This is a genomic window from Halomonas sp. MS1 (genome assembly GCF_024182575.1).
GTDB lineage: Bacteria > Pseudomonadota > Gammaproteobacteria > Pseudomonadales > Halomonadaceae > Vreelandella.
Map to the genome: position 1 here is coordinate 900,109 of NZ_CP098926.1, position 25,121 is coordinate 925,229.

The 25,121-nt window shown below is 53.1% G+C and carries 21 protein-coding genes and 1 riboswitch; of the genes, 15 read left to right on the plus strand and 6 right to left on the minus strand.

The features are described 5' to 3' along the window. The first annotated feature begins 91 nt into the window (after positions 1-91). Positions 92-997 (plus strand): LysR family transcriptional regulator, encoded by a 906-nt coding sequence (locus NF683_RS04155; RefSeq protein WP_089040648.1) that lies wholly within the window; start codon positions 92-94, stop codon positions 995-997. An 86-nt stretch (positions 998-1,083) separates the two neighbouring features. Here NF683_RS04155 and NF683_RS04160 read toward each other — a convergent pair whose 3' ends face one another. After that, on the minus strand, positions 1,084-2,601 hold the full coding sequence (locus NF683_RS04160) for an NCS1 family nucleobase:cation symporter-1 (RefSeq protein WP_089040647.1): 1,518 nt from the start codon (positions 2,599-2,601) through the stop codon (positions 1,084-1,086). 578 nt (positions 2,602-3,179) lie between these two features. Here NF683_RS04160 and NF683_RS04165 point away from each other — a divergent pair. The 5 genes from NF683_RS04165 (at position 3,180) to NF683_RS04185 (ending at position 9,321) form a co-directional block, all read left to right on the plus strand. Next, entirely contained in the window at positions 3,180-4,046 is an 867-nt protein-coding gene (locus NF683_RS04165) for a nitrilase-related carbon-nitrogen hydrolase (protein ID WP_253921336.1), read from the plus strand. 31 nt (positions 4,047-4,077) lie between these two features. After that, positions 4,078-5,517, plus strand: a complete 1,440-nt coding sequence (gene hydA / locus NF683_RS04170) for a dihydropyrimidinase (RefSeq protein WP_253921879.1) — start codon at positions 4,078-4,080, stop codon at positions 5,515-5,517. Between the two features lie 37 nt (positions 5,518-5,554). Beyond that, positions 5,555-6,940 (plus strand): NAD(P)-dependent oxidoreductase, encoded by a 1,386-nt coding sequence (locus tag NF683_RS04175; protein WP_275050929.1) that lies wholly within the window; start codon positions 5,555-5,557, stop codon positions 6,938-6,940. Continuing rightward, the gene (gene preA, locus NF683_RS04180) at positions 6,937-8,271 is read left to right on the plus strand and encodes an NAD-dependent dihydropyrimidine dehydrogenase subunit PreA (protein WP_089040645.1); all 1,335 of its coding nucleotides are present in this window, start codon (positions 6,937-6,939) and stop codon (positions 8,269-8,271) included. Before NF683_RS04175 ends, preA begins: the two co-directional genes overlap by 4 nt. A 177-nt stretch (positions 8,272-8,448) precedes the next feature. Continuing rightward, positions 8,449-9,321 (plus strand): ABC transporter substrate-binding protein, encoded by an 873-nt coding sequence (locus NF683_RS04185; RefSeq protein ID WP_253921338.1) that lies wholly within the window; start codon positions 8,449-8,451, stop codon positions 9,319-9,321. Here NF683_RS04185 and NF683_RS04190 read toward each other — a convergent pair. Together NF683_RS04190 and NF683_RS04195 are read right to left on the minus strand one after the other, a co-directional pair. Further along, on the minus strand, positions 9,318-12,374 hold the full coding sequence (locus NF683_RS04190; RefSeq protein ID WP_253921339.1) for an efflux RND transporter permease subunit: 3,057 nt from the start codon (positions 12,372-12,374) through the stop codon (positions 9,318-9,320). The genes NF683_RS04185 and NF683_RS04190 overlap by 4 nt on opposite strands. A 1-nt stretch (position 12,375) precedes the next feature. After that, entirely contained in the window at positions 12,376-13,473 is a 1,098-nt protein-coding gene (locus tag NF683_RS04195; protein ID WP_253921340.1) for an efflux RND transporter periplasmic adaptor subunit, read from the minus strand. Between the two features lie 149 nt (positions 13,474-13,622). Between NF683_RS04195 and NF683_RS04200 the strand changes: the two genes are divergently transcribed. The 4 genes from NF683_RS04200 to NF683_RS04215 all read left to right on the plus strand — a co-directional run bounded on the left by NF683_RS04200 (position 13,623) and on the right by NF683_RS04215 (position 17,663). Then, the gene (locus NF683_RS04200) at positions 13,623-14,243 is read left to right on the plus strand and encodes a TetR family transcriptional regulator (protein ID WP_253921341.1); all 621 of its coding nucleotides are present in this window, start codon (positions 13,623-13,625) and stop codon (positions 14,241-14,243) included. A gap of 74 nt (positions 14,244-14,317) precedes the next feature. Further along, the gene (gene codB, locus NF683_RS04205; protein WP_231657967.1) at positions 14,318-15,583 is read left to right on the plus strand and encodes a cytosine permease; all 1,266 of its coding nucleotides are present in this window, start codon (positions 14,318-14,320) and stop codon (positions 15,581-15,583) included. 16 nt (positions 15,584-15,599) lie between these two features. Then, positions 15,600-16,856: a cytosine deaminase gene (gene codA, locus NF683_RS04210; RefSeq protein WP_253921342.1), complete on the plus strand. Its 1,257-nt coding sequence runs from the start codon at positions 15,600-15,602 to the stop codon at positions 16,854-16,856. A gap of 32 nt (positions 16,857-16,888) precedes the next feature. Continuing rightward, a riboswitch (FMN riboswitch) is annotated at positions 16,889-17,060 on the plus strand. 105 nt (positions 17,061-17,165) lie between these two features. Continuing rightward, entirely contained in the window at positions 17,166-17,663 is a 498-nt protein-coding gene (locus tag NF683_RS04215) for a 6,7-dimethyl-8-ribityllumazine synthase (RefSeq protein WP_089040638.1), read from the plus strand. Between the two features lie 98 nt (positions 17,664-17,761). Here the strand turns inward: NF683_RS04215 and NF683_RS04220 are convergent, their stop codons facing one another. Continuing rightward, complete coding sequence (locus NF683_RS04220; protein ID WP_089040637.1) at positions 17,762-18,211, minus strand: GNAT family N-acetyltransferase; 450 nt, start codon at positions 18,209-18,211, stop codon at positions 17,762-17,764. Between the two features lie 92 nt (positions 18,212-18,303). Here NF683_RS04220 and pdxR point away from each other — a divergent pair, with 92 nt between their 5' ends. Then, entirely contained in the window at positions 18,304-19,782 is a 1,479-nt protein-coding gene (pdxR, locus tag NF683_RS04225) for a MocR-like pyridoxine biosynthesis transcription factor PdxR (protein WP_253921343.1), read from the plus strand. 161 nt (positions 19,783-19,943) lie between these two features. Here the strand turns inward: pdxR and NF683_RS04230 are convergent, their stop codons facing one another. Next, positions 19,944-20,495, minus strand: coding sequence for a fasciclin domain-containing protein (locus NF683_RS04230; RefSeq protein ID WP_089040635.1), 552 nt, complete (start codon positions 20,493-20,495; stop codon positions 19,944-19,946). Between the two features lie 185 nt (positions 20,496-20,680). Between NF683_RS04230 and NF683_RS04235 the strand changes: the two genes are divergently transcribed. The 4 genes from NF683_RS04235 (at position 20,681) to pcsA (ending at position 23,450) form a co-directional block, all read left to right on the plus strand. Further along, positions 20,681-21,244: a sigma-70 family RNA polymerase sigma factor gene (locus NF683_RS04235; protein ID WP_038478628.1), complete on the plus strand. Its 564-nt coding sequence runs from the start codon at positions 20,681-20,683 to the stop codon at positions 21,242-21,244. Next, complete coding sequence (locus NF683_RS04240; RefSeq protein ID WP_253921344.1) at positions 21,223-21,933, plus strand: anti-sigma factor; 711 nt, start codon at positions 21,223-21,225, stop codon at positions 21,931-21,933. The genes NF683_RS04235 and NF683_RS04240 overlap by 22 nt, the downstream gene beginning before the upstream one ends. A 28-nt stretch (positions 21,934-21,961) precedes the next feature. Continuing rightward, on the plus strand, positions 21,962-22,567 hold the full coding sequence (locus tag NF683_RS04245) for a DNA-3-methyladenine glycosylase I (protein ID WP_253921345.1): 606 nt from the start codon (positions 21,962-21,964) through the stop codon (positions 22,565-22,567). A gap of 202 nt (positions 22,568-22,769) precedes the next feature. Continuing rightward, positions 22,770-23,450 carry a phosphatidylcholine synthase gene (pcsA, locus tag NF683_RS04250; protein ID WP_342760375.1) on the plus strand — a complete coding sequence of 227 codons (681 nt, stop codon included), beginning with the start codon at positions 22,770-22,772 and terminating at the stop codon, positions 23,448-23,450. 21 nt (positions 23,451-23,471) lie between these two features. On the opposite strand, the gene NF683_RS04255 is transcribed toward pcsA, so the two are convergent. Next, on the minus strand, positions 23,472-24,914 hold the full coding sequence (locus tag NF683_RS04255; protein WP_253921347.1) for an aminotransferase-like domain-containing protein: 1,443 nt from the start codon (positions 24,912-24,914) through the stop codon (positions 23,472-23,474). Positions 24,915-25,121: the final 207 nt, after the last annotated feature.

Here is a 25,121-nt window from a genome sequence, read left to right on the forward strand (position 1 = left end):
TCTAAATAGTGGCGCGGCTTGTTTTTGATGTATAGCTATTTTCAGCAAAAAAGCTCATAAAAGTCGTTATTTTACTTAATAAGAGGCTGCCATGGCATCGTTAGGCCAAATGAGTGACTACGAAGTACGCTTGGTGCGTATTTTTAAAACGGTCGTGGAATGCGGTGGTTTCACCGCTGCGGAAACCGCTTTAGGCATCAGCCGTTCAGCCATTAGCCAACACATGAATGATTTAGAAGGCAGGCTAGGCTTTTCGCTATGCCAGCGTGGCCGAGGCGGCTTTAGTTTAACCGAAGAAGGCAAAGAAATTTACCAAGCAGGTTTGACGCTACTGACCGCGCTCGAAGCCTTTAAAAGCGATGTAAACGCATTACATCATACCATCAAGGGCGAGCTGAATATCGGTATCACCGACAACTTGGTCACCTTGCCTGCCATGCATGTTACCCATGCGCTCGCCGAGCTGACAGCGCCAAACCATGAAGTCACGGTTAATATTCACATGGAGCCTTCAGATGCCGTTATTCGAAGCGTAATGGATGGCCACTTGCATGTCGGCGTAGTGCCCGCGGTTAACTTACCCTCCAGCTTAGAAACGTATCTATTGTACGAGGAGCCTTCGTTTCTTTACTGCGCCGCTGACCACCCCTTGTTTGATGAAACTGATGAAGTATTCACAGCTGAACAGATTGCCGCTTATCCAGCGATAACGCCTCGCTACCCACTCCCTAGCGATGCGCGTAAAGCACATGATGCGTTAAATTTACAAGCGTCTGCCTCTGATCGGGAGGGCGCTGCGTTTTTGATTCTCACTGGGCGGTTTATCGGTTTTCTCCCAGAACATGTTGCCGCCCAATGGGTTAATGCCAATAAGATGCGCGCCCTTCAGCCGGGTACTCAGCGTTATCAGATTCCGTTTGTGCTAATCACTCGCCATGATCGCCGACCCAACCGGGTGGTCGATGCATTTTTAGGATTTGTAAAAGGCGCAAAATAGCTCACTTGGTTATGCCAAGCACAAAATAATCAAAGCTCGGCACTTAGCCGAGCTTTGATTATTAACGACGTTTACATATAACGAGTTTATGGCAGTTTTGCCGTCTCGCTGGCCATGTGTGGCGCGGGTCCTACCTGAGAAGACGGTGTTAAAACGTGGCTTGCGGCGTAATAAACAATCGCGCCAAGCGCAGAACCGGTAAACCAGCCATAGTCATAGAACCAGTTCATGGTGCCGGTTAACAGTGCTAGTAGCGTCAGTGCCACCGGCACGCCGAACGCGATAAAACCCGCCACATTAAACGCAGGATAAGCACGGTTATCCATATATAAGCTAGGCACATCTAAGCGCTGCTTTTTAATTAGGAAATAGTCCACTGCCATGATGCCTGCAATGGGGCCAAGCAAGCTGGAGTATCCTAGCAGCCAGTTTGAATACATCTGCTCAAGCGACACCCCTTGAGCAATGAGCCCCGCTTTCTGCAAAAGATCGTAGCCCATCAATAAAACACCCACTGCTCCGGTTATCAGAACGCCACGCGTCTGATTAATCCATTTTGGCGCAATATTTTGAAAGTCATTGGTTGGCGAGACAATATTCGCGGCTGTATTGGTAGACAGCGTTGCAACAATGATCAACACCATCGCTAACACGACCCAAAAAGGACTATCGATCATCCCTATCAAGTTAACTGGGTCAGCGATCGTTTGTCCCACCAACGATTCTGAAGCTGCAGTCAATACAACGCCCAACGCTGCAAAGAAGAACATTGTCAGCGGTAGCCCAATCACTTGGCCAACAATTTGATCTTTTTGGCTTTTGGCAAACCGGCTGAAATCAGGAATGTTCAGCGACAACGTCGCCCAAAACCCCACCATCGCGGTTAACCCTGCAAAGAAGTAGCCATATACCGACGCTCCTTCTGGGCGCGAAGGCGGTTGCGCTAATAACTCAGTCATCGACATGTGCGGCCATGCCCACATCATTAATCCAACCCCCACAGCAAGCAGCAATGGCGCCGCTAGGGTTTCCAGCCACTTGATCGACTCAGCCCCACGAATGACCACAAGAAGATTCATTGCACCAAATACAAAAAAGCCAATCACTTCACCTATCCCACCCAGCGCAGCCCAAGCGGGGACCAGTTCGGATAACAGAAGATGAATAGCCAAACCACCAAACATCGTTTGAATGCCAAACCAGCCGCAGCCTACGAGAGCCCGCACCAAACAAGGCACATTAGAACCTAAAATACCGAACGATGATCGCAGTACAATTGGAAATGGAATACCAAATTTAGTGCCAGGAAAGGCATTTAGAGTGAGCGGAATCAGGACAATCACGTTGGCTAGAAAAATGGCAAAAAGCGCTTCGCCCACACTCAGGCCAAAGTAGGCGGTTAACACACCACCCAATGTGTAGGTCGGCACACAAATCGACATCCCCACCCAAAGTGCCGCAATGTTCCATTTACTCCAAGTGCGCTCACTCGCCTGAGTGGGCGCAATATCTTTATTGAAACGAGGACTATCACCTACGTCTTTGCCTACATCGAGTTCAATTAACCCCTCTCTGTCCACCATTCGGGATGTTGAGCCAGTCATATAGTCTCCTCAGCAGTGCTGTAGCCCAGTAAATTCACGGTGTCAGTCTTTTAAGAGCAATAAGCGTGCCTAAAACAAAATCACAAACACTAACCCATTGATCAAAAAGCTGACTTAACAGGCAGACATACACATACTTTTAGCGTGATTGTTGTTATTCGCCTTGCAGATCTTAAAAGCCATTAATAAGCGTAGCCATTTAAACAAAATACGCACCAAAAAGACGCATAAAAAATATCAAAATCAAAAACAAAACAACATAAAGCAATGTTTTAAAACAAAAAATTAAATATCACCAATATCGAACGACACCTCACCAACTTAGCAAAAATAGCACTAAAAATAATAAAAACATTAAAAAATCAAAGAGTTAAACCAGTAAATAAAAATTATTAAAAAACACTTGAAACAACACCTCACAAAGGACTATGTTCAAAAAGCTGTCAATCAAGACAACTTTTTGAACAACAATAAGACACCACTGCACGCCACGTAATCACACACTTGTTACTTGACCAGTAACCTACCGACATGCGTATGCATGCGGTTGGCGCGTATGACTTGAGAGGGCATGTTCTATGCAGAAAATGAAAATTGGCTTAATTCAAATGGGGCTCAAAACCAGCACCGATTTAGACACCGCGGCGATCCGCGATGCGATGAACGAAGCACACCTACCGATGATTCAGCAGGCCGCCGAACAGGGTGTGCAAGTACTGTGTTTTCAAGAAGTCTTTAACCAGCCGTACTTCTGCCCAAGCCAAGATGGCAAATGGTACGCCGCCGCTGAGCGGGTTCCAGAAGGCCCCACTTGTCAGATGATGCAAAAACTGGCTGCCGAACACCGCATGGTCATTATCGTGCCCGTATATGAAGAAACAGAGACCGGCGTTTACTACAACACCGCCGCCGTGTTTGATGCCGACGGTAGCTACCTCGGCAAATATCATAAAACTCATATCCCTCAAGTGGCCGGTTTTTGGGAGAAATTCTTCTTCAAACCGGGCAAATCAAACTGGCCCGTCTTCGACACTGCCTACGGCAAAATTGGTGTGTATATCTGCTATGACCGCCACTTCCCTGAAGGCTGGCGTGCACTGGCGCTTAACGGTGCTGAGGTAATCTTCAACCCCTCCGCTACCGTAGCCGGGCTTTCCCAGTACCTATGGGAGCTTGAGCAGCCTGCTTCCGCCGCGGCTAACGGTTGCTTCATTGCTGCTATCAACCGCGTGGGCACAGAAGCGCCCTGGAATATTGGCAACTTCTACGGCTCCAGCTACATCGTCAACCCCCGCGGCAAAATCGAAGCCCAGGCCAGCGAAACGGAAGACGAGCTGCTGGTGCATGAAATTGATTTAGACATGGTGCGCGAGGTGCGCAATAACTGGCAGTTCTTCCGTGATCGTCGCCCCGATGCCTACACCCGCCTCACTGATGGTGAGTAGCCCTGTTGATGAATCATACGAGGACTTCATGATGAGTTTATTGATCAAAGGCGGCACCGTCGTCACCCATGCCGATACTTACCGCGCTGACGTTCTGTGCGTCGACGGCAAAATCCACGCCATCGGCACCGATTTAGACCTCCCCGACAACTGCGACATCATTGATGCCAGCAATCAGTTGGTAATGCCCGGTGGCATTGACCCTCATACCCATATGCAAATGCCATTTATGGGCGCAGTGGCTAGCGAAGATTTTTACACCGGCACCGCCGCCGCGATGGCGGGTGGCACCACGACGATTATCGACTTTGTCATTCCAAGCCCAGGCCAATCACTCTTAGAAGCCTTTGAGACGTGGCAAGGGTGGGCGGAAAAAGCGGCTACCGATTTCGCTTTCCACGTGGCAATCACCTGGTGGGATGAGAGCGTCAAAGAGGAAATGGGCACCCTGGTGCGCGAACACGGCGTGAATAGTTTCAAGCACTTTATGGCCTACAAGGGCGCGATTATGGCCACTGATGACATATTGGTGGAAAGCTTTTCACGCTGCCTGGAATTGGGCGCGGTACCTACGGTACACGCCGAAAACGGCGAACTGGTTTACCACATGCAGCAGAAACTACTGGCCCAGGGCATTACCGGGCCGGAAGCTCACCCACTTTCGCGCCCACCACAAGTAGAAGGTGAAGCCGCCAGCCGAGCGATTCGAATTGCCAGCACGCTAGGCGCGCCGGTTTATCTGGTACATGTATCCACCAAAGACGCCGTCGATGAAATTGCCTATGCCCGCCAGCAAGGCCATCCAGTATTCGGCGAGTGCCTGGCAGGACACTTACTCATTGATGACAGCGTTTACCAGCATTCCGACTGGGCAACCGCCGCGGCCCACGTAATGAGCCCGCCCTTCCGCCCCAAAGGGCATCAGGAAGCGCTTTGGCATGGCCTGCAGTCTGGCAATTTGCAAACCACTGCCACTGACCACTGCTGCTTCTGCGAAGAGCAAAAAGCCGCAGGCAAAGATGATTTCACTAAGATCCCTAACGGCACCGCAGGGGTAGAAGATCGCCTTGCAGTGATATGGGACGCAGGCGTTAACAGCGGCAAGCTCTCGCCCCAGGAGTTTGTCGCAGTCACTTCCACCAATACCGCCAAAATTTTCAACCTGTACCCTCGTAAAGGTGCCATCCAAGTGGGCGCCGATGCCGATATTGTGGTGTGGGATCCCAATGGCACACGTACGATCTCCGCCAAAACCCATCATCAAAATGTCGACTTCAACATTTTCGAGGGCAAAACGGTGCGCGGTATTGCTCGCCACACGATTAGCCAAGGGAAATGGGTATGGCGAGACGGTGAACTGCACGCCGAGCGTGGTGCTGGGCGCTACTTAAAACGCCCCGCCTACCCAGGTGTGTTTGAGCTACTGGCTAAACGTGCCGAATTAAATGCGCCGGTAGCCGTAACGCGCTGAACAGCTCCTCAAGAAAAGAAAAAAGCCAACAGGAGAGATGACCGTGAACCATTCACTTGACCACCTGCCAAGCGCACAAGAGGTCGGCACCTACGACCCACCAACACTGGCAAGCAACTTTAGCGACCTCCATCCGCCGTTAACCCACCGCCAAGCAATGATCGAAAGCCAGCGCTGCTTGTACTGTTTCGACGCCCCCTGCGTTGAGGCGTGCCCATCGGATATTGATATCCCCAGCTTTATTCGCCAAATCAGCGAAAACAACATTAATGGCGCAGCAGAAACCATTCTGGAAGCCAACATTTTAGGTGGCAGCTGCGCCCGAGTGTGCCCCACTGAAATCCTCTGCGAGCGTAGCTGTGTGCGCAACCACGATGCAGAGTGCCAGCCAGTGTTAATTGGCCTGCTGCAACGCCACGCCACTGACAACATGCAGTTCGAAAGCCACCCGTTCAAGCGGGCGGCCAACAGCGGCCGCCATATCGCCGTGGTAGGCGCCGGGCCCGCCGGCCTTTCCTGTGCTCACCGCTTGGCGATGCTAGGCCATCAAGTGACCATTTTTGAGGCCGAACAAAAACCAGGCGGACTGAATGAGTACGGCATCGCCCGTTATAAGATGACCGATGACTTCGCCCGTAAAGAAGTGGAGTTTCTACTAGAAATAGGCGGCATTGAGCTTCAGTACGGCCAGCGCCTCGGTGATAATTTGTCGCTTGCGACGCTGCACCAGCAGTTTGATAGCGTTTTCCTCGGTTTAGGTCTTGGTGCCAGCCGTGCCCTAGGGCTCACTGGAGATGATGCTCCCGGCTTGATGCCAGCAGTTGACTACATTAAAACCCTGCGCCAAACCAAAGACCTTGGCAGCTTACCTGTCGCCAAGCGCTGCATTGTGATCGGCGCAGGCAATACCGCCATTGATATGGCGACTCAAATGGCCCGGCTTGGTGCGACAGAGGTAACGCTGGTCTACCGCCGCGGCACAGAGGCGATGTCTGCTACCGATCATGAGCAAGAAATCGCCAAAGCTAACGGCGTACGCATGGTGACGTGGGCCCAGCCAGACGAAATTTTATTGGATGATCAAGGGCGCGTGGCGGGTATGCGTTTTGCCAAGACCCGCGACCAGGCTGGTCAGTTAACACCCACTGGTGAAACATTCGACCTTGCCGCCGATGCCATCTTCAAGGCGATTGGCCAAGGCTTTGATAGCGCTAGCCTGACGGATGAAGCCGCCAGAGAGCTTGCCCGCGACGGCGAACGTATCCAAGTTGATGCATTCTTCCGCACCTCAATGCCCAATGTTTACGCGGGTGGCGACTGCGTCAACTCCGGCCAAGATCTCACCGTTCAAGCCGTTCAACACGGCAAACTGGCTGCCCATGCCATTCACCAAGCGCTTGCCGCCAAGCAGGAGGCCGCATGAACACACTTCCTTTCACTCCACCGGGTAAGAAAAACAGCGGCGACAGCGTGGTGAACGGCATTGACCTGTCGGTGAATTTTGCGGGCATCAAAGCCCCGAACCCGTTCTGGCTAGCCTCTGCCCCACCCACGGATAAAGCCTATAACGTAGTACGCGCCTATGAAGCGGGCTGGGGCGGCGTCGTCTGGAAAACCCTTGGCGAAGAGCCACCTGCGGTGAATGTCTCTTCACGTTACTCTGCGCACTATGGCAAAAACCGCGAGGTGATCGGCTTCAACAATATCGAACTCATTACCGATCGCTCGTTGGAGATCAATCTTCAAGAAATTACCCAGGTGAAAAAAGACTGGCCCGACCGAGCGCTGATTGTCTCCATCATGGTGCCCTGTAATGAAGAAGCCTGGGCCTATATTTTGCCACTCGTGGAAGCAACGGGCGCAGATGGCATCGAACTCAACCTGGGCTGCCCTCACGGCATGCCGGAACGCGGCATGGGGGCAGCGGTCGGCCAAAATCCCGATCTGATCGAAAAAGTTGCCTACTGGTGTAAGAAGCACTACTCCAAACCGGTGATTGTAAAACTCACCCCCAACATTACCGATATTCGCGTGGGTGCCCAGGCCGCGCTACGGGGTGGCGCCGATGCGGTATCGCTGATCAACACCATCAACTCGATCACTAGTATCGACCTGGACAATATGGTCGCCAAACCCACGGTCGGCCATCAGAGTACCCACGGAGGCTACTGCGGCAGCGCCGTGAAGCCTATCGCGATGAATATGGTGGCAGAGATTGCCCGCGACCCGGCAACGCCAACGCTGCCGATTTCCGGTATCGGCGGTATTTCTACCTGGCGGGATGCGGCAGAATTTATCGCCCTGGGAGCAGGTAGCGTACAGGTATGTACCGCTGCAATGCTCAACGGCTTTCGCATTGTAGAAGAGATGAAGGATGGCCTTTCACGCTGGATGGCAGAAAAAGGCTACGACTCTATTGAATCGTTCTCGCGCAAAGCCGTGCCCCAAACCACCGACTGGAAACATCTGGACATCAACTTTAAAACCATTGCCAAAATTGATCAGGACCTGTGCATTGAGTGCGGTCGCTGCTATATCGCTTGCGAGGATACCTCCCACCAGTCGATTGCCAAGCTTACCGAGCAAGATGGCGCACGCCGTTACGAGGTAATCGAAGACGAGTGCGTTGGCTGCAACTTATGCCAAATCACCTGCCCAGTGGAGAATTGCATCACCATGGTGCCTCAAGAAACCGGCAAACCATTCCTAGCCTGGGACAACGACCCTCGCAACCCCTTCCGTGTCGCTTCATAAACTTGTCCTATAAACGCCTCATCACAACCTAGTCTTCATAGCACCGCCCTCTTCTGTGAGGGCGGTCACGCTTTGCGCAACAGCTTGTTCCGCTATAAAAAGGCGACATAGCGCCTCTTCTTTTGAGAATATGAGAAACCATCGCATATAAAACACTTTCTCATAAAAGGAGCTACGATGAAGCCTACCTCTTTTGCCACTAAATTCGTCCCTACATTCGCTACAGCCGTACTGTTTTCAGCCATCAGCGTAAACGCTCATGCCGAACAGCGCATCGCCACCTTCGACTTAGGCAGTCTAGATACGCTAGATGCACTGGGCTTGAGCGAGCAGGTGGTTGGCGTCCCCAAGCAGAGCCTGCCCACCTACCTAGAGCAATACGCTAGCGACCGTTATAGCGATATTGGTGGCCTACGCTCACCGGACATGGAGGCCATCAGCGCTAGCGAACCTAGCCTGATTCTCTACACTGGCCGCCAGGGCGATTGGGAAGAAGAGCTTGGCGATATTGCACCGCTACTTAACACCAGTTTGCAAGGCGATAACTACCTCACAGCGTTTGACGACAACGTGCGTGAGCTCGCCAGCCAATTTGAGGCGGAAAGTGAAGCCGATGAGGCACTTGCAACGCTCCACACAGAGATTGACGCACTACGCGAGGCACTCAGCAATGCCCCCAGGACACTGGTCGTCACTCACAACGGCGGCAACCTGATGCTTAACCAACATCCCGTCGTTCACGATGTGCTAGGCGTGGAAGCGCTCAGCATGCCGGCGAGTGTGACCTCAGAAACCCGTGGTGAACGCACCTTTACACCGCTTTCTGCTGATGCCATTGCCGACATCAAACCAGACGTTATGCTGGTCATTGATCGCAGCGCCGCCATTGGCAATGAACCTGCGGATGCCGACCAACTGCGCCAAGCACTAGCCGAGGCAGGTACTACCCCTCAGCTAGTGATGCTAACCCCGGCACTTTGGTACCTCTCCGGTGGCGGCCTACAAAGCTTAGCGCTACAAGTTGAAGAGGTCGCTGCTGCGTTGAATTAAGTGCTCGATGAATCCTCATGGATCTTGATCTGGTAAAGCACGCAATAGATCACCGGTAGCACGATAAGAGTAAGCAGCGTGGCAACACCAAGGCCACCAATCAGCGCGACCGCCATGCTGGCGAAGAATGCATCACTAATCAGCGGTATCAGCCCCAGCATGGTGGTTAGCGCAGCCATTGAAACGGGGCGCACGCGGCTAATGGCGGCGCGCACCACGGCGTGGTAGCGATCTTTGTGCAACGGCAGTTGCACATTGATCTCTTCTACCAGAACAATGGCATTCTTGATCACCATCCCGATCAAACTCAGCGTGCCCAGCAGCGCCATAAACGAGAAAGGCAACCCGGTTAGCAGTAACGCGGCCACTACGCCGACAATGGTCAACGGCACCAAAAACCAGATCGCCAGCGGCTGACGGAAATTGTTAAACAACACCACCGTGATAATAAACATCATCACCAACCCAAGTGGCAACGATGCAAATAGGCCGCTCTGGGCTTCACCGGCGGTCTCAAATTCACCACCCCACTCAAGCCGATAACCGGGTGGCAATTCAAGCGCTTCTACTTGGGGTCGAACTTGAGCCAATACACTAGCCGCCGTCACTCCGCTTAGCGGGTCGGGTTCGCCATATACCGCCAGCATGCGCTCGCGGTCGCGGCGCATGATTAGTGGATCTGCTACCTGGGTCGTCACATCGCGCATCACTTGATCCGCAGTGATGTAGCGCCCCTGCTCGGCGCTCCATACGTTAAGCGACCCGACATTATCGATATCGTTGCGCTGCTCGGGTATCGCTCTGGCGACAATCGGAATCAGGTCGCTGCCGTCACGGTAGATGCCCACCTGACTACCACTCGTACTCAGCGCCAGTGTGGCCGCCAGATTCTCGCGCGTAACGCCCAGCCGTCGCGCGGTGTCTTCGGCAAAAATTGGCACCACGGCCTGAACACGGTTACGCCAGTTGGTGCGAACACTGACCATATTGGACGTATCACTAAACAGTGCCGCGACTTGATCACCTAGCTGGCGTAATACGGCGGGGTCGCTGCCGTAAAACCTGGCTTCGATCTTGGCTTTCGGGGCAGGGCCAACTTCCAGCGGGGCGATTTTATAGTCGATATCGCTGTGATCGCGCTCAAGTACCGCTTCGATATCCGCCATGCGCGCTTGCTGTATCGCTTTGTTATCGGTTTCAACAATTAGCTGTGAATAACTGGCATAGCGGTCTTCCGGCGCATAGGTCAGGGTAAAGCGCTGGGCACCGCCGCCGACCACGGTGGTGAGATGGCGGACACCCTCCATCTCCATAACCACCTCCTCCAACTCTGCCACCCGCCGTTGGGTTTCCAGAATATCGGTGCCTTCCGGCGTGCGGTAATCAACAAAAAAGATGGGCGTATTCGAAGCAGGGAAAAAGGCATTTTTGACGGAACCAAAACCGACAACCGCGCCTGCCAGTATGACCATCACCAGACCAAGTGTTAGCCAACGCAGCCGGATACCTGCCACAATCACGCGGCTAAACAAGCGGTACACCACTCCTTTGTAAGGATCTTCATCAGTGCTGCTAGGCGCCACATTGCGAAACAGCAGTTTGAAATAGAACGGCGTGAGCGTCAGCGCTGTCAGCCAACTTAGCAGCAGTGAATAGAGCAACACATAGAACAGCGAGCCGATAAATTCACCGGTGGTATCTGGCGACAACCCAATCGGTGCAAAGGCGGCAACTGCAATCAGCGTAGCTGCCAGCAGAGGCCATGCGTTTTGTCGAACCACCTGATGCGCCGACTCACGAATACTTTGGCCGCGCTTTAGGCCCACCAGCATGCCTTCAGTGACCACAATAGCGTTATCAACCAGCATCCCCAGCGCTATAATCAGCGCCCCTAGCGAGATTTTTTCCAATTGCAAACCGTGAATGCGCATCAGCATAAAGGTGCCAATAATGGTAATCAGCAGAATAAAGCCCATTAGTAGGCCGCTGCGCCAGCCCATAAACAGCATGAGCACCACAATGACGATGGCCACCGCCTGGATCAGGCTGATTAAGAAACCGGATACCGCCTCATCCACCACGTTCGGCTGGTCATAGACCACGTTGAGCTCCATACCCAACGGGGTGCGTGCTTCCAGTTCGTCAAGCCGCTGCTCAAGTCGGGCACCTACTTCGACCACGTTGACGCCGCTTTCAAACGAGATGCCCAGGGAAATAGCCGGTCGCCCCATGTCGCGATAAAGCTGCTGCGGTTGCTCGGTCAAGCCACGGGAAACCTCTGCGATATCGCTCAGCCTTACCAGCTCGCCGTTACCTTCACTAACGATTAACGCGCGTAAATCCTCAATATCGGCGGAACTACCCGAAGGCGTTACTCGGAAACGCTGCCCCCCCTGCTTCAAGTGACCCGAGTCCACTACGGCATTTTGCGTATTCAGCAATTGTTGGAGTGAACTTAGCGGAATGTTCAGCGCACGTAGCCGCTCTCGGTCGACTTCAATGAAAATGCGCTCGTCTCTCACCCCCGCCAGCGACACCTTTTCAACGCCGTCGACCAAGGCGAGTTCACGCTTAAGAAACTCGGCCTGGCTTTTCAAATCGGGCATGGCATAGCCATCACCGGTCAGGTTAATCATCAAGCCGAACACATCGCCAAAGTCGTCGTTAACTCGTGACTGGCTGGCGCCTGGCGGCAGTGCGGCCTGCGCATCGCCAACTTTACGGCGTAATGAATCCCACAGCTGCTGAAGCTCATCGTTTTGCACCGTGCTTTGCAGCTCGATGGTAATTTGCGAAAACCCGTTTGAACTCACCGAGCTGATGCGTTTAATCGCAGGCATTTCCTGAATGGCTTCTTCCAGTGTCGAGGTGACTTCCTGCTCCACCTCTTCTGGCGTAGCACCAGGATACTGGGTAGTGACTAGCGCATTGCGAATGGTAAATTCAGGAAACTCAAGCTGCCCCATGCCAGTGAAAGCAAGCGCCCCGCCGAAGAGCAGCACCACGGTCATTAAATAACTAGCGGCCCGGTGGCGTAAGAAGTAATCAACCATCTTATAGCCCCTGTTCCTTTTCCCACGGTGTTACACGCATATCAGCGCTGACACGATGGGCTCCCGCTGCCACCACACGATCATTCGCGGCTAGTTCGCCACTCACTTCTAACCCCTTAGAGGTTAAACGCCCCACCTCGACCGGCACCGCCTCTACACGGTTCGGTGCCTGAAAACGCCACACCACCGCCTGCTCCGAGTTCTCACCTTGATAGCTAATGGCGTCAGGCGGCAAATGCCAAACAAGACCTTCAGACGCGGGTAACAGTTGGCCTAAATCAAGCCGCACGGTGGCGCTCATGCCATCAAGCAGCGTGATATCGTCGGGCTGCGGTAGCCGAAGCGTTACCTCATAAGCCAAGCTTTGGGCGCTGGCCTGGGTGGTGTAAGACGCCAACTGCGCAAGGTAAGGTTTTTCGCTATTGCCAAACCGCACTTCAAAGGCCATCGCCGTTTCAAACGGGGTCACCTCGTCACTGTGGGGTATCTGCTGAACGATTTGCTGCGGTAAATGAAAGATCACATCAAGCTGCCCTGGCTGCTGAATCACCGCCACGGTTTCCTGCACCTGGACAATCTGCCGATTATCTACCGGCACCTGGGCAATCACACCATCGTAAGGTGCGCGCAGCTGGGTATTTTCCAGTTGCTCTTCGGCCTGTTCAAAGGTCGCCCGAGCGGCACGCAACTCCGCCTCTGATTCATCAAACCGTGCTTGGCTAATCGCTCCACGTTCTAGGGTATAGCGCATGCGTTCGTGAGTGGCCCGCGCTAGCTCTAACCGTGAACGGGCGCTATCCAATTCACTGCGCATATTACGATCATCAATACGCGCGATGAGGGTGCCTTCCGTTACCCGCTGACCGGGAGTCACGTTAAGCTCTAACAGCTCACCCGCCATGCGAAACGATAGATTGCTGCGTGTAGTGGCCTCAACGCGCGCAGGAAATTGGCGCTGCAGCGCGGCACCAGACGCTTCTAATGTCACCAGCTTCACCGGCCGAGGAGGAGGTTCATTCTGGCTCTCGGCATAAGCGTCACCTGTTGCCAGCAGCAGGGCCAGCAGCGCTGGAAGCAATCGAATCACAGTGTTACGCACAGCGGACTCCTCGGTGGTGTTATCAATACGTAGTCATAAAAACTTCACTGACATTCATGAATGTCAGTGAATGTGTATACTAATCGCCTACTGGCGACTTTGCCATTCAGTAATGCCAATATAAGTGCACTTTTTTGTTAGGAGCCGCTATGTCACGTCGCAAAGCTGAGGCTGAACGCACCCGCGAGACCATTCTTGATGCTGCAGAAGCTCAGTTTCTCGCTCAAGGGGTTTCGCGCACCACATTGGCCCATATTGCCGCAGCGGCTGGCGTTACCCGAGGCGCGATTTACTGGCATTTTGAGGATAAAGCGGCGGTATTCGATGCCCTGCTAGAGCGTGTTCGCGTGCCGCTCGATGAAATCGTCGATGATGCTGTGCTGCGACTGGGCAACACCCCCACCAAATGCCTGCAAGAGATTGCCCTGAGTGCGCTTGGCGCTATCTGCCATAACCTTCCGTTACAGCGCGCCGCCACCATCGTGCTGCATCGCTGCGAAAAGCTGGAAGATGATCATCCACGTATCAGCATGATCACTCGGCTTTCTGAGCATGCCGAAATGCAGGTTGAGCAGCTATTTGAGAAAGCCCGGCAAGCCGGCCATCTGCGCGCTGATCTCACGCCCGCCAGCGCCCGGCGTCAGTACCATAGCTTTTTAATCGGCATTTGCTTTGATTGGCTACAAGATCCGCAGCAATTCTCATTAGCAGACGAGTACGAGAGTATGATCGAAACGTTAATGCGAGGGTTGTTGGAGAGGACGCTTTAAACGCCTTGGGGAGCTAAGCTTGGCACGCAGGTTGCTTATATAACTAGGATAATAATACTCACCTGGAGTCCCCCATGCACCACTCTGACTATCCGCTAAGTGAAGTCCCCACTAGCGCCCGTAAGGGCTTGCTCTCCACCTCCGTTGTACTGCTCGGCTTTACCTTTTTCACTGCCACCATGTGGGCCGGTGGTTCGCTTGGCCAATCGTTCCCGATTGGCCAACTGCTCTGGATCATACTGGTGGGTAACTTGTTGCTGGGCGCATACGCGGCAGCCCTTGCTTACATTGCCTGTCAAAGCGGCCTTAACTCCGTACTGATGGGACGCTTCTGCTTCGGTGAAAAAGGCAGCAAACTTTCCGATTTTATTCTCGGCTTTACCCAGATTGGTTGGTACGCCTGGGGCACCGCGACGATTGCCCTAGTGTTAGTACGCACCACAGGGATGCCTGAATGGCTGGAAATCCCCTTAATGGTGCTATTTGGGTTTGGTTTCTGCGTGACGGCCATGATTGGCTATAAAGGGATGGACTGGCTTTCGCGCTTTGCCGTCCCCGCCATGATGCTGTTTATCTTGATTAGCCTGTTCACCGGGCTGGTGGATGCTCACGGATTTGCCGGACTAAGCCAGCAAACGCCCACGGAAAGCATGAGCGTAGCGGCAGCGATTACCGTCATCATTGGCACCTTTATTAGCGGAGGCACCCAAGCGACTAACTGGAGCCGCTTCGCCAAGACGCCAAAAATTGCCGTGATCGCGACTCTGGCGGCTTTTTTTGTGGGCAACGGCTTAATGGTGCTGACCGGCGCATTGGGCACCATGATTTACCAGCAGGCGGATATTGTCGATGTATTGATCGCGCAGGGCTTTGTCACCATCGCGGTGCTGATGCTGTTTCTAAATATCTGGACCACCCAGGACAACACCATCTACAACTTTGCCGTAGCGGGCTGCAATTTGCTGCGCACCGAGAAACGCCGCTTAGTCACGGTGTGTGGCGCAGCGATTGGCACCGTACTGGCGGTAGGCGGTATGTATAACCTGCTGATTCCCTTTCTAGTACTGCTAGGCACCTTTATTCCTCCCATGGGCGGGGTGATCATGGCGGACTTCTGGCTCAAACATAAAGGCCGCTACCCTACTCTGGAATCCACTCAGTTACCCAATTTTAATCGCCGAGGGTTAGCCGCCTATGCATTAGGCGCTGGAGCCGCTTACCTCTCCCCGTTGCTCCCCCCATTGGTAGGTGTCGTGGTAGCGGCAGTTAGCTACGCTGTACTGCTTCGTTTAAATCACGCTACGCTAAGTGATACCTCCCCTTCGACTGCCAAACAATAAGTGAGCCACTAACTATATGAGCATGCAGATCATTAACGCCCGCCTACGCCAGCGCCCCGAGCTTTACCGGCTTGAGATTGAGAACGGTACGTTCACAGCGATTACCGCTCAAGACGCGCCACAAACGGCGGGGGATGGGCAAATTGATGCGGGCGGCAAGCTGCTTTGCGCGCCGTTCATTGAACCGCATATTCACTTGGACGCCGCGTTAACGGCGGGCGAGCCAAGCTGGAATCAAAGCGGCACGCTGTTTGAAGGCATCGAGCGCTGGGGTGAACGTAAGCCCATGCTCACCGAAGCGGATATTCGCGAACGCGCGCTTAACACCCTGAACCTGTTGATAGGCAACGGCGTCCAGTTTGTGCGTACACACGCTGACACCAGCGACCCCAGTCTAATCGGCATTAAAACCCTATGCGCCTTGCGCGATGAATTGAAAGATAAAATTGATATCCAAGTGGTCGCCTTTCCGCAAGATGGCCTGCTTTCCTACCCCGGCGGCGACCGCCTGATGGAAGAGGCGCTGGAGATCGGCGCGGACGTTGTCGGCGGCATTCCCCACTTTGAGTACACCCGAGAACTAGGCGTCGCTTCCATGAAGCGGGTGATAGAGCTAGCGATCAAATATGACCGCTTGGTGGATGTGCACTGCGATGAGATAGACGACCCTAACTCGCGCTTTCTTGAGGTGCTGGCCTGCGAAGCGCTGTTTAACGATTTAGGCAGCCGCGTGACCGCTAGCCACACGACGGCGATGCACTCTTACGATAACGCCTACTGCTCTAAGCTGTTTCTGCTGCTCAAGCGTTCGGGCATCAACTTTGTCTCCTGCCCCACCGAAAGCATTCACCTGCAGGGACGCTTTGATACTTACCCAAAACGTCGTGGTGTTACCCGCGTAAAAGAACTAAACGCCGCGGGCATTAATGTCTGCTTTGCCGAGGATTCCATCTTCGACCCCTGGTACTCGCTGGGTAACGGTAAGCTGTTGCGGACGCTCGATTTTGGCTTGCATATCTGCCAAATGATGGGCTATCAGGATTTCAGCCAGGCGCTGTCGCTTATCACTGACAACAGCGCACGCACACTCAATATTGAAGCGCGTTACGGCATCGAGGTCGGCAAACCCGCCAGCTTCAACCTGCTGGAGGGTGAAGATGATTACAGCGTGCTGCGTACTCAGGGCGAGGTGCTACTTTCCGTTCGCCATGGTGAGATCATTATGCAGCGCGCCCCCGCAAAGATTACGACACCCCCGTGGCTTGGTATTTAGAAAAAGCGTAATATAGCCGGGCTGATAATCAGCAAAGTTCTCAGGGCGGGGTGAAAGTCCCCACCGGCGGTGATGATGGCTGAATAAATTTTTGTCATCTAAGCCCGCGAGCGCTCAAGATTGTTGTTTTTTTATTTCTTGAGGTCAGCAGATTCGGTGAGAAGCCGAAGCCGACGGTGATAGTCCGGATGAAAGAGAACGGTACCTTAGACACGCAACTTAAAAAGTGGCTTCAGCCACCTTTTTCGGTTGCCTGACGACCGGTCCCGCGTGCCCTGATTCTGGTACAACTTATCCAAGAGAATGACCATGAATCAGACATTTCCGCTAACGCTTTCAACACACACCACGGCCCAGCGCATTGCGTTTATTCAAGGCCACTGGCATCACGACATTGTCGAGAAGGCCTATGAAGCATTTATCACTGAAGTAGAACGCTGCGGTCTTAACGCCGAACAAGTGGACATCTTCACCGTATCAGGTGCTTACGAAATCCCCCTCCAGGCAAAGGTACTCGCCGAAAGTGGCCGCTACGGCGCCATTGTCGGGGCAGGCTTTGTGGTAGACGGCGGCATTTATCGCCACGACTTTGTCGCCCATGCGGTCATTGATGGCTTAATGCGCGTGCAGTTAGATACGCAAGTACCGATTATCTCGGTCGTCCTAACACCACACCACTTCCATGAGCACAGCACTCACCACGACTTCTACACCCAGCACTTTGTTACCAAAGGGCAAGAAGCCGCCCAGGCGTGTCTGAATACGATGGAAAACCTGCATCGAGCGCGCAAGCTAAGCAACGCATAAACCTGTATTGCGCTTAAAAAGCTGTGTTGTAAGTCACTGTCGTTTGAGCCCGGCTGAACGCCGGGCTTGAAATGGCTGCTTATTAGCCATCATTTTCGTTATTTGATATCCAGCAGATAACCGTAAAACGCCGTGTTGCGCTGCCAGTCCAAGGACTCATAAAGGTGCTGGGCGCGCTCGTTCTCTACCTGAGTCATAAGGATTAAGCGCGCGACTCCATGCTCGCGAGCCAGTTGGGTGGCGGCTTCCATCAACGCCCTTCCCGTCCCCTTATCGCGGCACTCTGGCAACACAAAAAGATCATTTAGCGTCCAACGCGCATTCAAGCCCACCGTGGAAACCCCAGGATAAAGCTGCACGAAACCTGTGAGGTTAGCGTCGCTATTTTCACTCACTAAAATGCGCGAATCCGCCAGCCCAAAGCGCTGACGCAAGAAATCCCGCGCCGCACCGAGATCACTCGGCTGATTATAGAACTGCCGATAGCCGTCGAGTAATCCGCTAAGTGCCTCTAAGTCAGACAGTACCGCTGAACGAATATTAACCATGGCAACTACTCCATTAAGATGGTGAACAAACTCAGCTTGCCGCTATAGTGGTCTATAACAAAGAGCCACTTATCGCTAAATTGAGGGAACCAGTGAAACGACGTAACGCTGCTAGCGATTGGATTACGGAGGCGCTAGCGATAAGGCTAGCAGCGAATGAAGCAGCCACGCTGGTTCAACAGCTCTACCGTTCGCTTAAGGATTGGATTCAACATGGCGAATTGACGGCAGGCGATGCACTTCCCTCTTCTCGCTATTTATCCACCGCTTTAGGTATTAGCCGCAATACGGTGCTGGCCGCTATGGACCGGCTGCTGGCGGAAGGATTGCTGATCGCTCGCCAGGGAGCGGGGCTCTATGTGGCACAACTACCCACACGATTAAACAGAACCGAACTTCCCTCCCCTGTGCCTGTTCGCTATTCAAACCGGGGCAACACACTACTAACGCTAAGTGGCGCGTTAAGCCACGGCCATCGAGCGTTTTCCCCTGGTGTCCCGGCGCTCGATCTGTTTCCCCGCGAGCTATGGCAACGCCTTTTGCGTCGTCACTATTATCACGCAGAAATGTCATGGATGGATTACCAAACCAACGGTGGGCTGCCTGAACTTAAAGCAGCCCTTTGTGACTATCTACGACTCTCCCGCGCGGTGCGCTGTCAACCAGAGCAGATCGTGATTACCCAAGGAGCTCAGCAGGCATTTGAGCTGACTACCCAACTGCTCACCGATAACGGCGATTCGGTTTGGATGGAAGAGCCTGGTTACCGCGGAGCGCAAGCATGTTTCCTAGCCTCAGGCTTAACGACAACGCTCATACCCGTAGATAAAGAAGGACTAAACCCTTCGCTAGCGCCTGCAGGCGCCCCCGCACCCCGGCTAATCTATGTAACACCTTCTCACCAATACCCCAGTGGCGTTACCATGCCGATACCACGCCGACTAGCATTGTTAGAGTATGCTTCTCATGCTGGCAGTTGGATCATCGAAGATGATTACGACAGTGAATTTCGGTACGACACGCCGCCTACTCCCTCTCTACAAGGCCTCGCCGAACAGACGCCGGTGATTTATGTGGGCACCTTCAGTAAAGTGCTTTACCCCGGCTTGCGTTTAGGCTATTTGGTATTGCCTGATAGGCTTGCCGAAGACTTTAAGCGCGCCCATACGCGGCTGCACCGCGAGGGTAACTACCCCATACAATCAGCGCTTGCTGAACTTATTGCCAACGGCCACTTTACTCGCCACATCGCTCGCATGCGGGCTGCGTATTGCCAACGCCAAGCCTGCCTGCGCACTGCGTTAGCGCCTGCGGTGGCCGCAGGGCTTCAGCTTTCTGACGGCCATGCAGGCATGCACCTACTGGCTGAGCTCGATAATTTTGAAACAGAAGAGATACTGGTAAGGCGTGCTAGTGAAGCAGGTATTACGCTTTCTCCTCTTTCCCGCTATTACCTTGGTGAGAATAAGCGACCTGGTTTAGTGCTCGGCTATGCAGGTTCAACGGAAAGCGAACTTATCAACGCAGGTGCTTGGCTTAGCAACGCATGGTTAAACTTACGCCAGGGTTAATATCTACTCGCTAAGGGCGTTCAGCGGCCGCGCTGTCGTTGGTTGACAGCGAGAGGAAGCTTTCTGTCGTCAAACATTAAAACTACCGCTGCCTTAAGACTCAAGGCAGCGGGACAGTCACTTGGCGAATGAGTGTTCATTAGTCGCCAGCATCCGATCGATTAAGGCATTAATACACGATCAACCACGTGAATAACGCCGTTAGCTTGGGCAACATCAATCACCGTTATATTGGCACTATTGCCCTGCGCATCCATCACCATCAGGTTATTACCGTTACGAATAACGGAAAGATGCCCGCCTTGTACGGTTTTAAAAGCCACGGTGCCGTCGTTCTCCATAACCTCTTCCCACAACGCGTCCCGCGTCAGGTTGCCTGGCACCACGTGATAAGTCAGAACGGTCTGCAACTGCTCAAGGTTCTCAGGCTGTAGCAACGTATCAACGGTGCCGTCGGGCAAGTCCGCAAAGGCTTCATCCGTGGGTGCAAAGACGGTAAAAGGGCCATCACCTTGTAACACATCCACTAGCTCAGCTGCCTGCACTGCAGCCACCAGCGTTTCGTGGTCACCTGAGTTAACGGCATTTTCGATAATATTACGCTCGGGAAGCATGCTGGCTCCGCCCACCATGGTAGGGCCATGATCAGCAACGGCAGCACTAGCATAAAGAGCAGCGGCACAAAGGCTAGCAGTAAGAAGTTTGAGTTTCATTGGGGCATCTCCTACTTGTGATTAAAATGGCTCAACAATGCAAGCTCATTAACACTTACGTGGCTAATGCCCAGCTGGATGCAAACTTTTTAGAATTTTTTATCGGCCACTAATATGAAGTCTATTGCCTTCAACGCCACGCTACCCAAGACTGATAGTTCGGTTTAATGCGCAGAGATGCCTGAATGCAAGATGCCACGCAACGCCAACAGTACCTTATTGATCAGCTCAGTGGCTGCGCCCAAGGCGACCGCCAAGCATTTGCGCGCCTTTATCGTGCCACTAGTGCGCATCTATATGCCCAACTGCTGCGTATAGTAAGAGAGGAAAGCGCTGCCCAGGATTGCCTGCAGCATGTCTTTATCAACATATGGCGCGTTGCCAATCAGTACGATGCCACTCGTGCTAAACCTATGACCTGGCTTTCAACACTTGCCCGCAATACTGGCATCGACTGGCTACGCCGCCAGAAGCCGCAGGATGCAACCACCGACGAACCTATATTAGCAACGCTGTTAGGTACCGAAGACCCTGAAGGTGACAGCATAAGCGGCCAGAAAAAAGACAGACTTAATGATTGTCTAGACACACTAAGCCTTCATCAGCGTCAGTTAATGGAGATGGCTTATTTTCAGGGGTTAACGCATAGCGAGCTTGCTCACTCTTTGTCCCAACCGCTGGGCAGCGTTAAAAGCTGGATTCGTCGTGGGCTTGAGAGGTTAAAAACATGTCTAACCAATGGGATTTAACCAACCCCGATGAACGCCACCTAGCGGCTGGTGAGTATGTACTCGGCGTATTGGATAAAGAACAGAAAACACACTTTGAAGCGCTGCTGGCCGTCAGCCATGATCTACAAAATGATGTGGATAGCTGGCGAGAGCACTTGCAGTTATTCAACGAGCAACTTGATCCTAGAACACCTCCCAAAGAAGTTTGGCAGCGTATTACCCAAGCAACCGGGGCATTTCCCCCTTCCTGGTGGCAACGCTTAGGCGTATGGCAAACAATCGCTGCCGGATTTGGGGCAGTCGCAATAGTTTTTGGTACTCTTTGGCAGCAGGCTGAACTGTCTACATTGCCTCAGGGCGAGGCGGTCTTTGTGGTTCAGGATGAATCGCGCACGCCGGGCTGGATCATTAGCGCGACCACTGGGGGCGAACTGATCGTGCAAGCCGTTCAACCTACTCAAGTCAGCAGCAATCAGACTGGGGAACTGTGGTTAATCGCCGAAGGCACCCCAATCTCGTTAGGTTTACTACCTGAGCAAGGTAACCTACGGCTACACCCTAGCGCGGAGCTACGTGCGCAATTATTCAATGCCGACCTCGCCGTCAGTATAGAACCACAAGGGGGTGCACCTGACGGTCAACCCACAGGCCCCATCATCGATCACGGGCGTTTGATACCTATGCGCGGTAACACACTCAACTTATGACGTTTGGGATATTGCTAAGGAGCGCCCAATGCCTGACTTTATTGCCCCAGATAACCTACCACGCTGCCAGTGGTGTGGCGGTGCCGCCGAATTTCTGCCCTACCATGACAACGAGTGGGGGTTTCCGGTGGTTGACGACCAGCGGCTATTCGAAAAGCTCTGCCTGGAAAGTTTTCAGTCGGGCTTAAGTTGGCGCACCATTCTCAACAAACGCGAGAACTTTCGCGCTGCCTTCCATCACTTTGACTTCCATCACGTTGCCCGCTTTGGCGAAGAGGATGTGCAGCGCTTGCTGCAGGACGCAGGCATTATTCGCCATCGTGGCAAAATCGAGGCGGTGATTAATAATGCCCAACGGGCACTGGAAATGATCAAGCAGGAAGGTTCACTGGCCACATATTTCTGGCGTTTCGAGCCAACCCTCGATTCACTTGCCGCACCACAAACTCAGACCACCTCGCCTGAATCCATCGCACTTGCTAAAGATTTGAAAAAGCGCGGCTGGAAATTTGTTGGTCCAACCACTGCGTTTGCGTTTATGCAGGCGATGGGGCTACTCAATGATCACTCGCCAACGTGCATCACTCGAGAGCACGTCGAACAGGCAAGGCAGCAATTTCAACGACCAAAATAGCCACAGAGGCACAAGACACGATACTTTTTGCACAAACGTGCCATGCCCAGATGGCTGGCCTACGTATTCGCTGGGTGCCGTCTTGTAGTAGGGTATGATTTTTACACACTCATCTATACACCGAACAGCAAGGGGACATCACGTTCCCAATGGGGTCAACGTGGTCCAAACGCTCTCTTCGCACACAGAATCCCGCGCTTCGATATGGAAAGCTTGGAGCGTGCATATATTCACGGCCAGCGGCGTACTGCTCGGCACAATGGCGCTACTCTCGCTGATCGACAACAATCCAGTCGCCTGCTTACTATGGCTTGGCGCAGCGATGATGGTCGATGGTTTCGATGGCACTCTGGCGCGTAAGTATGAAGTAAAAACCATCCTGCCCCACTTCGATGGCTCGACGCTTGATATGGTCATCGATTACCTAACCTGGGCATTTATTCCCGCTCTGTTTATTTACTTCTTTATCGAGTTACCGCCCAATTTCGAATTGCTGTCAGTGTTTATCATTCTGCTGTCATCGATGTTCTGTTTCTGCAACACCAATATGAAAAGCCAGGATAATTACTTTGTTGGCTTTCCTGCTGCCTGGAACATTGCTGCGGCCTATTTTTATATTCTCGATTTACCGCCCTTCATCACCTTCGCATCTATCGTTTTTCTCGCCATTCTTACCGTGACCAAGATGAAGTTCCTGCATCCGTTTCGTGTTCGTCAGTTCATGCCACTCAATATCGCCGTCACGCTATTATGGTGCGCCTGTACAACGTCACTGGTGCTCTCCAGCCCCGCGCATGCCGCCTGGGCCCTATGGGGATGGGGCATTGCATCCGTTTACTTCATCGGTATGTGCGTATGGCGTACCGCTCAAGAAGCGTTTTAACTTAGCGATAGCAAACAATGCTTACTTCAGCGCCACCTCATACCGCTGTGCCTCCTCCACCATTTCGTTGGCGAGTTCTCCCACGGTGCGCACGGCATCTTCAATGGCCGGTGTTAGCGTAAATGCGTAGTTAAGTCGCAAACACTGGCGAAACTTGCCCGAGGCTGAAAATAGCGAGCCAGGAGCCACATGGATGGCGCGCTTGGCTAAGCGTTCATTAAGACGTACGCAGTCCACGGCGGCAGGTAACTCCACCCATAGCAAAAAACTGCCTTGTGGATAGCTGATGCCCGCGCCTTCTGGAAAATAGCGCTGCACCCAGTTGATCATGATGTCCCGTTGGCGCTGATATTGGCGGGTAACATAGCGAAGGTGACGCTCGTAGTGGCCTTTGGCGACAAACTCCGCCACCGCCAACTGCGGCAATGTGGCCGAGGCACCGGTAGAGACATACTTCATATGCAGCGCCTTATCTCGATAACACCCCGGCGCTAGCCAACCCACTCGTAGCCCTGGCCCAACCGTTTTCGAAAAGCCACTGCACAACAGCACCCGCCCATCGTCATCGAAAGACTTCACCGTCAACGGCCTTGGGTGGGCATAGGCGAGATCACCGTAGATATCGTCTTCAATGATGGCCACGTCGAAGCGTTGGGCGAGTTGAAACAGCGCCTGTTTGCGCGCCTCACTCATGGTGTAACCCAGTGGGTTGTTATACGTCGGAGTGACCTGGATCGCACGGATCGGCCACTGCTCCAACGCCATCTCCAATGCTTCCAAACTGATACCGGTTTGCGGATCAGTGGGAATCTCCAACGCTTTCAGACCATTGGCTTTTAGGATCTGCATGGTGCCGTAAAAGCTGGGCGAGTCCACGGCCACCACGTCGCCAGGCTGAGTGAGGGTGCGCAGCGCTATCGACAATGCTTCCTGGCAACCGGTGGTGATCATGATGTCATCCGGATGCAGCAAACAGCCGGAGGCAATGGCCAGCCGCGCTACCTGCTGACGCAGCTCGGGGCTACCACTCAGTTTGTCGTAGTTAAAGCCATTCAGATCGTTCTTACGGTGCAGCCCCGCCAATATTTTCGACAGCGGCTTAAGCGTTTCATAAGCCAGGTTCGGCACACCGCGCCCAAGCAGCAGCCGACTATCGTCACGCTCGGTAGCGACCAGCTCTAATACTTGATCCCATTGGGAGACATCCAGCGGGCACTGCGCAGGACGAGAGACAGAAGGCAGCACCGTAGGCACCCTGCTTGGAAGTACAAAGTAGCCCGATTTCGGTCGTGACTCGATCAGCAACACATCCATCAACTGCCTGTAAGCCTCCTGAGCAGTCGAGATACTGACATCAAGCTCCTGACATACCGCTCGAATAGAAGGCAGGCGATCACCCACGCGGTAAATACCGTGCTCAATTCGCTCCCGCAAAATACAAGCGACCTCTTCGTAGCGCGTCATAACTCCAGCCCTCTATCTTTGAAACGCTTTTAAAATCGCTCTTCAAAACGTTCTTGAAGACGTTCTTGAAGACGTTTTTAAAAACAATACAGATACCCTGCCCAGCAAGCATACAGAGGTATAACATACACCATCTGTATCTTAAAAATATAAAATCCTATATCTGTATTGATTGAGCATGGCTGCGTAATCTGGTTAAGCATATCG

Coding starts and splice junctions, on each gene's coding strand:
- NF683_RS04160 (WP_089040647.1), bottom strand. CDS start 2,601: ATGACTGGCTCAACATCCCGAATGGTGGACAGAGAGGGGTTAATTGAA.
- NF683_RS04240 (WP_253921344.1), top strand. CDS start 21,223: ATGTCTAACCAATGGGATTTAACCAACCCCGATGAACGCCACCTAGCG.
- preA (WP_089040645.1), top strand. CDS start 6,937: ATGAACACACTTCCTTTCACTCCACCGGGTAAGAAAAACAGCGGCGAC.
- NF683_RS04165 (WP_253921336.1), top strand. CDS start 3,180: ATGCAGAAAATGAAAATTGGCTTAATTCAAATGGGGCTCAAAACCAGC.
- NF683_RS04220 (WP_089040637.1), bottom strand. CDS start 18,211: ATGGTTAATATTCGTTCAGCGGTACTGTCTGACTTAGAGGCACTTAGC.
- NF683_RS04155 (WP_089040648.1), top strand. CDS start 92: ATGGCATCGTTAGGCCAAATGAGTGACTACGAAGTACGCTTGGTGCGT.
- NF683_RS04235 (WP_038478628.1), top strand. CDS start 20,681: ATGCAAGATGCCACGCAACGCCAACAGTACCTTATTGATCAGCTCAGT.
- NF683_RS04190 (WP_253921339.1), bottom strand. CDS start 12,374: ATGGTTGATTACTTCTTACGCCACCGGGCCGCTAGTTATTTAATGACC.
- NF683_RS04200 (WP_253921341.1), top strand. CDS start 13,623: ATGTCACGTCGCAAAGCTGAGGCTGAACGCACCCGCGAGACCATTCTT.
- hydA (WP_253921879.1), top strand. CDS start 4,078: ATGAGTTTATTGATCAAAGGCGGCACCGTCGTCACCCATGCCGATACT.
- NF683_RS04245 (WP_253921345.1), top strand. CDS start 21,962: ATGCCTGACTTTATTGCCCCAGATAACCTACCACGCTGCCAGTGGTGT.
- NF683_RS04255 (WP_253921347.1), bottom strand. CDS start 24,914: ATGACGCGCTACGAAGAGGTCGCTTGTATTTTGCGGGAGCGAATTGAG.
- codA (WP_253921342.1), top strand. CDS start 15,600: ATGAGCATGCAGATCATTAACGCCCGCCTACGCCAGCGCCCCGAGCTT.
- NF683_RS04185 (WP_253921338.1), top strand. CDS start 8,449: ATGAAGCCTACCTCTTTTGCCACTAAATTCGTCCCTACATTCGCTACA.
- codB (WP_231657967.1), top strand. CDS start 14,318: ATGCACCACTCTGACTATCCGCTAAGTGAAGTCCCCACTAGCGCCCGT.
- NF683_RS04175 (WP_275050929.1), top strand. CDS start 5,555: ATGACCGTGAACCATTCACTTGACCACCTGCCAAGCGCACAAGAGGTC.
- NF683_RS04215 (WP_089040638.1), top strand. CDS start 17,166: ATGAATCAGACATTTCCGCTAACGCTTTCAACACACACCACGGCCCAG.
- NF683_RS04230 (WP_089040635.1), bottom strand. CDS start 20,495: ATGAAACTCAAACTTCTTACTGCTAGCCTTTGTGCCGCTGCTCTTTAT.